Below are 11,071 nucleotides of genomic sequence, written 5' to 3'. Positions count from 1 at the left end.
CCACGAAGCCTTCCTCGGACTCGCCGTCTGCCTGATCACCCACCGCCACGTCCAGAGGCTTTGTTAGGGCCTCTAAGCCCAGGCCGTCGCTCAGTGATCCGGTAGGACGCCCGCGACCCGTACCGCGTCGACACGCAGCACTCCAGGCCGACGGCCACCAGCCCGAACACCCGCACCAGCACCCCATCGGCCGCTGCCGGCAGCCCGCCCGCCGCCGTCTCGGCGACATGCCCATACCGATCTGGGCATGCGGCCTTCACGGCAGAGGATCCATCGGAAGACAGTGGGCTCGGCCTCGAACCGTGCTCGGCACTCGGTCTCGCCGACGATCAGACGCGTTACTGCCGTCAAGAGATCTTCGGGGGCAGCGGGGATAAAGGAAGCCGTGACTTCGGCTTCCGCTTGGTGGTCGCTGACGATGCAGGCCCCGCCCGCTCGGCAGATGCTGAAATCGGCGATGTGGCCCGCGATCGGTGCGCCGGTGAGCCGGCTGAGTTCCGCGGTGGAGCCGAAGTGGTCGACGTGCCCGTGGGTGACAACGATCAGGCGGATGTCTTGGGGTTCATGTCTACCCAGCAGCAGCTAGGCGTTGACGGAATGCTTGCCGAGCACGGGAATCGCGAGGACTTTGGTCTGGAACATTGAGGTGAGGGAGGCGACTGGTGCGTGACGGGCGCCGCTCACCGCGTTGCCCCGCACCCCCGGGCGGCCGGCTGGGGTCGTCCACGATGCGGTGCCGGCCGCTGTGCGGCCGGCGTACAAGCAGATCTGTCGGGTGCGGTGCAATGCGGGAGGGCCCGTCCCGGCCCCGTGGGCGGGTGATCAGGGGCGCAGCCCGTCGTCGGGTCGCGCGGGGACGGTCAGGCTGCCGGCGCGAATGCGGTGATGGCTTCGACGAGGTCGGCCGGGGCTTCCAGCGGGATCAGGTGACCGGTGTGGGGGACCACCACGAAGTCGGCGTGGGAGAGGTATGGGACCAGGTTGTCGCGGAGCACGCCGACGGGCTCCACCTGGTCGTGTTCTCCGGCGACGACGAGAGCGGGCACGCTGATCATGCGCGTGTGCTCGGTGATGTCCTGCGCGATGCCGTGCAGCGGCCACTCGGTGCGGGCGGCGTCGATGACGGTCCGCGAGTCGGTCACGACCTGCGCCTTGACCGACGCGGGCAGCTCGGTCGCGGTGAGGACGTGATCCCGCGCCCCGGCCGCGGACTCGGCGGAGTCGTAGGCGTGCGACAGGGCTTCCTGGTACTCGGGAGTGACCTGTGCGGCGGGCTTCGCCGGGCCGGAGCCGACGAGAACAATGCCGCGCAGGCCGGCGGGCCGGGTGGCCGCGACCAGCTGCGCGACCTTGCCGCCCATCGAATGCCCCACCAGGACGTAGTCGGTGACCCCCGCATCCGCGAGCACGGCGAGCGTGTCGTCGGCGAGCTGACCGAGCGTGTAGGGACCGGGCAGAGCCCTCGACCGGCTCCACCCGCGGAAGTCGACCGTGAGCACGTCACGGCCCGCCAGGCGGTCGACGACGAGGTCCCAGGTGCGGGCGGAACCGCCCCAATAGTGCAGGAACACCAGAGTCGGTCCGGTCCCCGGCCGATGGTCGTAAGTGGGCAGTAGCGTCTGCTGCGTCGTGTCCATGATGGCTCTTCCGGTCGATGCTCTGGGCGATTGCCCTGTGTATTCATTGAAACTTCTGCATCTGGACGGGGCATCGGCGTGACTGGTCGCCCGATGGTGAAAACTGGACACGTGAGCGTGATCCGGCAAATGACCTACCAGCCCGCGGGACGGCGCGCCGCCTCGGTCGAGACGATGACGTTCGGCCGCCTTCGCGAGCTGAACGACGGCGGCACGCAGCGCGCCGACTTCCACGTCCTCGCCGTCATCGACGCCGGACCCGGCTCAGTCACCGTCGATTTCCGCCGCCACCCGCTCCTAGATCAGTCCGCGGTGTGGATTCCACCCGGCGCGGTGCACCGGTGGGACGACATCGCCGACGTGGCAGGGCACCTCGTGCTGTTCGTGCCGACCGCGCCGGTCACCCAAGCCACCCGAGAACTGGTCGCCTCCCCGGACCCGGCCGCGCACTGGAGCATCCCCGACGCCGACTGGCCCTTCGTCGACACGGCGCGCAGCCATCTCCTCCTCGAAGCATCCGCCCCACTCAGTGACTCCCGGACGGAGCTGCCCGAAATACTGCTCTCCGCGCTCATCACCCGGCTGCACCCACCGCACGCCGAAGCAGGGCGCACCCATCCGGTGTTCCGGGTGTTCCGCTCCAGCGTCGAAGCGCACTTCCGGCAACACCACGACGCCGGCTACTACGCCCGTGCGCTGGGATACGCGCCCCGCACCCTCTCACGAGCCGTGCAGCAGGCCACCGGCCGCACCGCGAAGGCGTACATCGTCGAACGGATCACCCTGGAAGCCAAACGGCTCCTCGCGCACGACCGCCTCACCGCCGCCCGCTGCGCCGACATGCTCGGCTTCCCCGACGCATCCAACTTCTCGGTGTTCTTCTACAAGGCCACAGGCAAACGCCCGGGCGCGTGGCAGGCGACGGTGGCCGCCGAGTGAGGAAGTGCCCACAAGAACACTCACATCTATGATCACGTCTCGTCACAATCCGTGATCACCGGAACCCCGTGCTCGCCTCTCTGTATCGGTGCCCCACCGTGCCTACCCGCGCGACCTCTTCGCCGTACCTGTCGACTGGGCGGCAGTCGAGTCCTGGTTGGGGACGAGCCTTCCCGCCGACTACAAGGCCGTCGTCGCCGCGTACGGCCCACTCGACATCGGCGCCTGGCTCTGGCTTCACATGCCATGCGCGAACCGTGGCCGGTTCGACGATGGGGCCTGGGTCCAGCGGACTCGGCGTAACGCCCCCGGCGTCCTTCCCTTCGGTGCCACCCGTACCGCCGATACCTTCTACTGGGACACCACAGCATCCGACGACCCCGACCAGCGGCCGGTCGTCATGCGCTGTCGGGACGACGAGAAGGCGGGCCGCGACCCGTGGCGGCGTTTCGTTCGAGGTAGGTAGCGGACTCCAGAGGTAGGTAGCCGACTCCATCAGCACAACCCAACCCTGTCGCTGCCGCTCCACGGCAGGCTTCTGCGATCTCGGCGCGCGGCTCATTCGTGGAAGCGGAGGCGATCTGCTTCACGGACAAGGCGGACAAGGGGGTACCAACGTACCGGCCGAACCGGTCCGCGGGTCAGCAGGCGGTGAACGTCCCCCATGGGAAGGTCCGGGCCCTGGGCGAGCAGGCCACGGCCACGCTGAAGGACTGGCGACTGCTGCGGAAGCCGAGGTGTTCCATCATCCGCATCACCCCTCCCCCGATTCATGCCGTCCTTACTTCGCATCCGACCAAGTCAGACACGAGGGTGAAAACGCTCAGTGCCATCCGAATCCGAACTTGAATACACACGCCCACTCCGCCGTAACCAGCCCAGCGCACCATTACAATATGTAGCGCTTCGCGACGCGCAGTGAATTTCGCCAATTCGTCCCGCTCCAAGAGCGCTCCCCATGCGACCTGCGAGTAACAATCGCTTTCGGGTCCCCTCTTTTCTGTGAACGTCGCATTCGGTCTGAGCTGCTCCCAGGGCCGCTACTACGTGATCCCGTAGATCGGGGCGGCGTCTAGGGAATCCTGGAGAACGGGGGTGATTTGCGGGCCCTCGACATGCCATCCGGCTCGTATTTGCGGCTCAGCAAGGCAACACAGCGCCCTGAATCGGACAAGACTCGCAAGTGCCGCATTAGTGATGAGTGACACTTAAGTGAGAAGTCACACAGGAGCAGGCACTTGTTCCGCGAATGGCCCTGAGGTGGGATCGAAGCAGCCGTCGAGTGGAGTCTCACCTTGCAAGGGGATTGAATGCGCAGAGTTCGCGCATGGCGCCGCACCGTGGTCACAGTGGCCGGGGTTGCAGCGGCCGGAGTTGCAGCGGCCGGGGTCGCCACCCTCACCGATGTCGCACCCATGGCATCCGTTATGCCCGGTTCTCCGGGCGCCGTACCCATGCATTCGGTACAAGGAGCCAAAGCCGTGCCGGCAGTAGCCGGTCAGCAATCGCAGAACATGGCCCACAGCTTGCTGACCACCGAGCAGTGCCAGGCGAAGTGGCGGATCTCCTGTTACACCCCGACCCAGTACCGGCAGGCGTACAACCTCAACCCGTTGTACCGGGCGGGAATCACCGGCAAGGGGCGCACGATCGTGATCGTGGATTCCTTCGGCTCGCCGACCATCCAGCACGACCTGGATGTCTACAGCAAGCAGTTCGGTATGAAGAGCACCCACGTCGACGTGGTCAAGTGGGGTGCCGTCCCGCGCTTCGACCCCGCCGACCCCGCCCGGCTCAGCTGGGCCAAGGAGACCACCCTTGACGTGGAGATGGCACACGCCGTCGCCCCGGACGCACACATCGTCCTGGTGGAGGCCGGGGTTCCCAACGGGGACGGCATCGCCGGCCTGCGAGAGATGATGGACGCCGAGAAGTCGCTCATCAACCGTGGTGTGGGCGATGTGATCAGCCAGAGTTTCGGCGCGACGGAGAACAACTTCCCCGGCTTCCGCAGCGGTGACTTCTCCAGCATTCAGAACCTGCGGAACGCCTTCAAGGACGCGGCCAGGCACGATGTGACCGTCCTCGCCTCCTCCGGCGACGGCGGAGCCACCAACGCCACCGCGAACGTCAAATCCAATTACCCGTACAAGGTCAACGCCTGGCCGTCCTCCGACCCGCTGGCCGTGTCGGTCGGCGGCACCCAGCTGCACTTGGACGCCAAGGGCGACCGCACCGCGCCGGACAGTGTCTACAACGACAACGGCGCGAGCGGCGGCGGCCGGTCCCACGTCTTCGCCCGTCCCCCGTACCAGAACGGGGTCGAGCAGGTGGTAGGTGACCACCGCGGCACCCCCGACGTTTCGATGTCCGCCGCGATGAACGGCGGCACATGGATGTACTCCAGCTACAACCCGAAGCAGGTCGGCTGGGAGGTCTGCGTCGGCACCAGCGAGGCCACACCGCTCTTCGCAGGCATCGTGGCCCTGGCCGACCAGGTCGCCGGACACCGGCTCGGTGACATCCACCAGGCGCTGTACTCGCTGTTCGCCCAGTCCTCGTGGAAGCCCTCCACCGGAATCCTGGACGTGAATGACGGCACGAACAACAGCTACGCGGGAGTCACCGGCTACACCGCGGTGAAGGGCTACGACATGGCGACCGGCGTCGGCACGATCGACGCGGCCCTCTTCGTCCCGGCCCTCGCCAAGGAGGGCTGAGAGCATTCCCGCCCCCGAGGGGCGGTCGCCAGCCACAGATGCCGGGTCCTGCACCGGGACGGCGGCATCTGCGGCGAACGCCGACAGACAACGAGAGAGGGCGGCAGTCAGCGAGACTGAGGCCCTTTCAGCGGGGCCTCTGATCGGGGCCCTGCCCGCCTACCTTCGCCGGCGCAACAAGAACGCCCGCCACCCCGACGTCCTCGCCGCCCAACGGCGCGAACGCGCCCGCATCCGCCGCGAGAAACCCATCCGCTGGGGCAGCAGACCTCTCCAGCTTGCGGCCTGAACCCGACAGACACTTGTCCGTTCCCAGCCCGGCGAACCTTCCCGGTCACAGCACTCGGCGAATGAGTGGGCATGGAGGCGACCAGTCCCGACACGGGGACCCGCCCGCCAGAGGTCACGTTGACGCTGTGTCCGGACCGCTGCGCCCGCACCAACGGCAGCGCCGGGCGTACTGATATTCCTACTGGTCAATGAGGCTGGCTCACTAGGATCCACTGCATGCCCTGGATACGACGCCGTGCGCGCAAGGCAGAGCAGCCCGACGACCGCCTGCCCGACCTCGAGTTCCTCGCCCTGGTGAAGGCGAGCCTTGAGGCCTTCGCGCCCGGCGTGACCGAGGGCGCCGAGCTCAAGGGCAACTCGCTGCTCAGCCCGCACGGCTGGGCGGTGGCGGTCGCCCCGCCCCAGCACGGGGGTGGCCGGCACTACGACCTGGTCGCGCTGCCGGACGTGAGCGTCCAGCCGGATGTGCCCTGCTTCACGGACTGCGTGGTGGCGATGTCCCCAGATCCCCGCGAGGCGGCCGATTCATGGGTGCAGACGGCCGGCGCCTGCCTGCTCGAACTCCTCGACCAGCGCAAGCGCTTCGCGGACCAGGCGGGCCCCGAGCACGAACGCGGTGTGCCCGGCTGGCACTCGATCATCTCCGGCGCTGTGGCCTTCGGCCTCGACACGACAGAGAACCGGCGGATGCAGGGTGCCCTGCTGGACGCGAACGTGCTGCACCGCATCGCGGACACGTTCACCGCGGACCTGGAATCCCCGTTCTTCAACGGAGTCAGAGTCTTCTACGGCGGGCAACCCGGCGCGATGGAGATGGAGATCCGGATCAACGGCGAGCGCCACGAAACCGCCTCGGCCGCCATGACGGCGCTGAATCTGCCCGAGCCGACCGCTTTCACGGCGGTGCGCTACTACGGGCTGCTGCTCCCGCTGCCGGCTGAGGGCCCCGTGCCGAGCAGCCCCACGACCAGCCTCGACACCCACCATGCCCACGGCGCGGAGTGCTGCTGCGGCGGGGAACTGGACCCTGAACACCCGGGCTTCGAGTTGCCTCTGCCCCACCTGGTCGCCGAACTCTCCGAGGAGGAGCGGGCGAAGCGCGTGCGGGTCGACACCGGGGCGATGATGGTCGCGGACGGCGTTGGCAACTTCCTCAAGGTGCGCCTCCCGATCCCACTTGAGAACGGCCGCACGGTAGTCTACCTGGTCTGGATCTACGTCAAGGCCCGAGTGATCGAGGAGATCGTAGCGCGCGTCCACGACGACACCCTGCCCGGACACCGCTTCGAGGGCCTGCTGTGCAACGCCATCGGGCCGTGGGGCGAGGAGGTGCTGCGTGCACCGGTCGTCCTTGAGGGTCAGCCGATCAAGAAGGAGGGGAGGGTTCCCTACTGTGAGGTGGTCGAGTCCGCCCACCCGCTGCTGGCCAAGGTGCTGAACGACCGCTGGCCCGCGGAGTTCGTGCTCGGCAAGCACGACCCCGAGCGTGCGTGAGCTGACCGCAGTTGTGAGATCAGGTGTTGCTCTGGTGGCTTCACACCCACTGCCACGGATGGGCGAAGGAAGGTCGTTCCGCGCAGGCCCGGCTGTCGCTGCTGCGCGATCACCGTCAGTGTTCCGCCATCCCTCGCCGAGCAACCCTCTCTCTGCTCACTGACGCCGGTAACGGCCCGACATCAAGCCACCTCTGAACCGTGCGATCTCACCCGCAGAAACCCTTGTCCAGGAGCGCGTCGACGACGTCGTCGGTGTCGACTTGGAAGTCGGGCGTGAGCGCAACCGTGGCCTGGCGGCGCCCGTCCTCCGTGGCGAACGACCAGGACTGGTACGCCAGGGCATCGCCGTCGTTGCCGTACACACGGACCCCGCACGAGGTGTCCTGCCAGGCCAATCCCAGCCCGTACTTCTTACTTTCGACGCCTGGTGTCTTCATCTCGTCGAGAAGGTGACCCGGCAGGAGGCGACCATTGAGCAGAGCGGCGATGAAATGGTTGAGATCCTTTGTCGTAGAGATGATCTCACCGCTTGCGCCCATCACGGACGGATTCATCTCCGTGTAGTCGACAAGGTGCGTCCCATCGGCCTGCTCGATCGGCACGTAGCCGTGCGGATGCGGCTCGCCAATGCGCGGAGACGTTCCCGGGAGCGAGATGTCACGCAGGTGCAACGGTTGGATGATCCGGGCCTTGATCTCCTCCCCGTACGGCCGGCCGGTCACCTGCTCAATGATCTGGCCGAGCAGGATGTAGCCGGTGTTCGAGTACTTGTAGGCCGAACCCGGCGGTTCGAACGACGGCGCGTTGGCAACCGCGCGCTGAACCAGCTCAGGCGCAGTCCAGGTCCGCCACCGGTTGACCAGAAACTTCGGTGCCGGCGGCATTTGCAGTGTGAGCCGGTAGTCGTACAAGCCGCTCGTGTGGCTGAGCAGATTCCGTACGGTGATGTGCTGACCGTTCGGGACGACTCCGGGCAGCCACTTTGCGACCGTGTCGTCCAGCCGTAGCCGGCCTTCGTCGACGAGTTGCAGAACGACGGTGGCGACGAACGTCTTTGTGATGCTGCCCACCCGGAACTTACCGCCGACCGGGACCGGTCGCGACGTGCCCAACTCGGCGACCCCGCTGGTGCCCCGCCACACGCCGTGCTCGTCACGCACCTCCGCCAGCGCGCCCACCGCGCCGGTGGCTACGACATGGTCCAGCTGCTCCTGCAGACCGGCGCGATCCGTCTCCTGCGGTGCCGCTGAAACAGCGGCCGGAACCGCAATCACCGCCAACGCTGTCGCCGCAGTCACCAGCGCCCGATGCACATGCTTCATCCCAACCTCTTCGTGAGCAGTTCGTCAAGAACGACCTCTACGGGGGTGGGGCGGGAGAGAACAACCCAACAACGTTGTCACAGCATTCTTCTCATCCGGGTTCATGATGGAGTCCGCTTCCCCGTACACGCTGAGCTTGCTGGAAGGGCCGGACGGCGGCGATGAGGCCCATCCCCATAGATGGCCGGGGGTTGTCCCCACCCCACCCCTGTGGCGTCCCGTACGAAGAGGTCATGGACGTGGCACTTCCGCTCGCTCCCCTGGCTCCGACGAACGGCCAACTGAAACCCGGGTGGTCGGCTGCCGTCTGCATTTGCTGCTCGATAGTGTCCGCCGCCGGGCTGAGTGTCACGCCACGGCTGGCCAACAGCCATCACGCCAGGCGCGCGGTGGAGAGCGGGTGTGGTGGTCGGCGACTCTGCCCGCCCCGGCCATCTACCACTGGCACGGCGCCAAGGACGTCGTGACCGGCTTCGACGGTGCTCATCCGGTCTGTCGCAGAGGGCGCTGGCGGTATCACCGGCCCTTTCCTCGGCTCGCTCACGCCGGCTCCGGTGAACTCCTCGGCTACGTGGTTCCCGGGCGCCGGTTGCGAAAGGTACTCGCACCGCAAGTCCATGGATGCCCAGGTCGGGCAGGTCGGTGGCCAGGGCGGCCTGCCGACTCGCGGGAGTTCGACTGCCTCGGCTTTGTGCAGTTCGGCCGCACGATCGGTGATCATGGTCGAGCGAGCCAGCGCAGGGCGAGGTGGGCCGCGTGCGTGGTGGCGGGGTCGACGCCTTCCGTGGTCGCCGGTTCCCGGACGACCAGCGCGGTGGGCCGGCCCGGGTCGTGGAATTCGAAGACTGGTACGGCGAGCGCGTCGTCGACGTTCGCGTTGGCGGGGTGTCGACGCCCCACTTGGAGGACTCGTACCGAGGCACTTTACGTCAACCCCGCAGTGACCCGGAGAAACCGCGACGACAGCGACGGCCCCCCTCTCGCCCGATACCAGTGGCTCCCTCCTCCAGGGGAGCCTTTTCGCCTGGCTCGAGCCCGAGCCGGCCCACACGCCCCCGGAGGGCGTAGGGGCGGAACCTGCCACGCCGGCATATGAACGACAACGCTGAGCAGCAGCCTCTCACCGCGGCCCCCTTCTATCCGACGGCCCAGCTGGCTAAGGCCTTCTCCACCGCGCTGACTCACGCGGAGTGTCGGGGTGCCCGCTGAGCGACGCGCGCTCTTCGCACACTGGCTCACCGAGCCCGGACTCGCCTGACTGTGGACCCTGACGGACATCCGGGCATGAGTTCGATCCCCGACGACCTCTCACGCGCACAAGAGGAATAGCAAGACACCTACCGGCAGCTCGCCGTACGACCGCGCACCGCGCTCCGGCAGCAGCTCATCCACCTGTCGTCGGAGGTGCTGTTCCACCTGTACTGGCGGGGTCAGCGGTCGGCGGGCTGGGCGGCGCTGCATGGTGCACGCCATGTCCGAGCTACCCCCTGACTCGCCCCGGCTTCGGGCGATCCTGGCGCACCTCGACAAGCAGCTCGCCGAGAACGAGACCGCCGGCATGTACCTCAGGCTCCAGCGGCGGGCAGTTCTCGCCGCGCTCGAGCACGGCGAGGACTGCCTCCACAGCGGCATCGGCCGACGCGGAAGGTGAAGGGCGCAGGCCCACTGCCCAGCTTCGCCCCGCCACCCGTGAAGACCCACTTCCTCGTCCAGCAGAGGCGCACCCCACGCTCCCCCGAGCCCGCTTTCATCCACCTGTCCGACTGCACGATGATCGAGCGCGCACACCACACCCGATCAGGCCAGACGAGGCACGGGCAGCGCTCACCGACCCGAACATCGAGCCGTGCCGGTTCTGCCGACCGGACACCGAGCTTGGGATCCTGGAATGAGCGGTACATGCCAGGGCTGCAGCTATAGGCAGGGGCCTGGCGAGGCACGCGTTCGACGATCGTGCCGCACCACCTGCGCATGGCCGTATCACCTGTTTGCAAGGAACAATATCGGGCAAACGAGATTTACCGGCGAACCCGGAAAGATCGTCAAACACGGCAGGAGGCGCGTCTGCCATGTCGGCTGGCGAGAAGGCCAAGGCCAAGGCCGAACAGGTAAAGGGAAAGCTCAAGAGGGCCATGGGACGAGCCGCTGTCGATGACCCGATGGTCGTCGAGGGCCAGGCGGGAAAGTCCAAGGGCGATGCACGCCAGGCAAAGGAGAAGATCAAGGACATGTTCAAGCGCTGACCTCTGGTCGTCTCACCTGAGGACTGGGCCTTCACCCTCGACCAAGGAGTGAAGGCCCTTGCCCTTCCTGCTACGAAGTGGCCGGAACGCCACGGAACAGCTCGACCGGCCGCGGAAAAGCGCCGGACGTCCATTCGGACACATGGCCGAGGTGCCCAGACGCATCGACCCCATCACGGACCGGGCCACCACGGCGCTGATCCTCGGGTGCAGGCCTGACCAGGTCGGCTACTGCCCAAGCTGCCAGGGCCTCACCTGCCGCTACGGACCCACCACCCAGGCCATCTGCCCCTCCTGCCGAGCCGCCGAGCAGAACACCGGCACTGCGCCCAGCCGACGGGGCAGGGCTAGTGACCTGAGTCAGAGGTTCGTCGTTGGTTTGGTGTGAATCGTCGTGGACCGAAGATCCCGCCGTTGTCGGTG

General features: G+C 67.2%; 10 protein-coding genes and 1 pseudogene. 7 read left to right on the top strand and 4 right to left on the bottom strand.

Going from position 1 to position 11,071, the window contains the following annotated elements:
- Positions 1-90 precede the first annotated feature (90 nt).
- Together IE318_RS45975 and IE318_RS43555 are read right to left on the bottom strand one after the other, a co-directional pair.
- The gene (locus IE318_RS45975) at positions 91-543 is read right to left on the bottom strand and encodes an MBL fold metallo-hydrolase (RefSeq protein ID WP_229904200.1); all 453 of its coding nucleotides are present in this window, start codon (positions 541-543) and stop codon (positions 91-93) included.
- A gap of 317 nt (positions 544-860) precedes the next feature.
- Complete coding sequence (locus tag IE318_RS43555) at positions 861-1,637, bottom strand: alpha/beta fold hydrolase (RefSeq protein WP_189908365.1); 777 nt, start codon at positions 1,635-1,637, stop codon at positions 861-863.
- Positions 1,638-1,748: 111 nt separating this feature from the next.
- Here IE318_RS43555 and IE318_RS43550 point away from each other — a divergent pair, with 111 nt between their 5' ends.
- The 4 genes and pseudogenes from IE318_RS43550 (at position 1,749) to IE318_RS43535 (ending at position 7,081) form a co-directional block, all read left to right on the top strand.
- Positions 1,749-2,576, top strand: a complete 828-nt coding sequence (locus tag IE318_RS43550; RefSeq protein WP_189908364.1) for a helix-turn-helix domain-containing protein — start codon at positions 1,749-1,751, stop codon at positions 2,574-2,576.
- A 1,481-nt stretch (positions 2,577-4,057) separates the two neighbouring features.
- On the top strand, positions 4,058-5,296 hold the full coding sequence (locus IE318_RS43540) for a S53 family peptidase (RefSeq protein ID WP_229904197.1): 1,239 nt from the start codon (positions 4,058-4,060) through the stop codon (positions 5,294-5,296).
- A gap of 148 nt (positions 5,297-5,444) precedes the next feature.
- Positions 5,445-5,585: pseudogene (locus IE318_RS45970) on the top strand (IS630 family transposase); the annotation flags it as partial.
- 218 nt (positions 5,586-5,803) lie between these two features.
- Complete coding sequence (locus tag IE318_RS43535; protein WP_189908362.1) at positions 5,804-7,081, top strand: DUF6348 family protein; 1,278 nt, start codon at positions 5,804-5,806, stop codon at positions 7,079-7,081.
- 208 nt (positions 7,082-7,289) lie between these two features.
- On the opposite strand, the gene IE318_RS43530 is transcribed toward IE318_RS43535, so the two are convergent.
- Together IE318_RS43530 and IE318_RS43525 are read right to left on the bottom strand one after the other, a co-directional pair.
- The gene (locus IE318_RS43530; protein ID WP_189908361.1) at positions 7,290-8,405 is read right to left on the bottom strand and encodes a serine hydrolase domain-containing protein; all 1,116 of its coding nucleotides are present in this window, start codon (positions 8,403-8,405) and stop codon (positions 7,290-7,292) included.
- Between the two features lie 717 nt (positions 8,406-9,122).
- Positions 9,123-9,305, bottom strand: a complete 183-nt coding sequence (locus IE318_RS43525; RefSeq protein WP_189908360.1) for a hypothetical protein — start codon at positions 9,303-9,305, stop codon at positions 9,123-9,125.
- Between the two features lie 571 nt (positions 9,306-9,876).
- Here IE318_RS43525 and IE318_RS45965 point away from each other — a divergent pair.
- The 3 genes from IE318_RS45965 to IE318_RS43515 all read left to right on the top strand — a co-directional run bounded on the left by IE318_RS45965 (position 9,877) and on the right by IE318_RS43515 (position 10,648).
- The gene (locus IE318_RS45965; protein ID WP_229904196.1) at positions 9,877-10,056 is read left to right on the top strand and encodes a hypothetical protein; all 180 of its coding nucleotides are present in this window, start codon (positions 9,877-9,879) and stop codon (positions 10,054-10,056) included.
- 112 nt (positions 10,057-10,168) lie between these two features.
- The gene (locus IE318_RS45960) at positions 10,169-10,297 is read left to right on the top strand and encodes a DUF6233 domain-containing protein (protein ID WP_308438638.1); all 129 of its coding nucleotides are present in this window, start codon (positions 10,169-10,171) and stop codon (positions 10,295-10,297) included.
- Between the two features lie 177 nt (positions 10,298-10,474).
- Positions 10,475-10,648 (top strand): CsbD family protein, encoded by a 174-nt coding sequence (locus IE318_RS43515; RefSeq protein WP_078917418.1) that lies wholly within the window; start codon positions 10,475-10,477, stop codon positions 10,646-10,648.
- The last annotated feature ends 423 nt before the right edge of the window (positions 10,649-11,071 follow it).

The organism is Streptomyces spiralis, assembly GCF_014654675.1.
GTDB classification, from domain to species: domain Bacteria; phylum Actinomycetota; class Actinomycetes; order Streptomycetales; family Streptomycetaceae; genus Streptomyces; species Streptomyces spiralis.
This window is presented reverse-complemented; position numbering and strand designations above follow the sequence as displayed.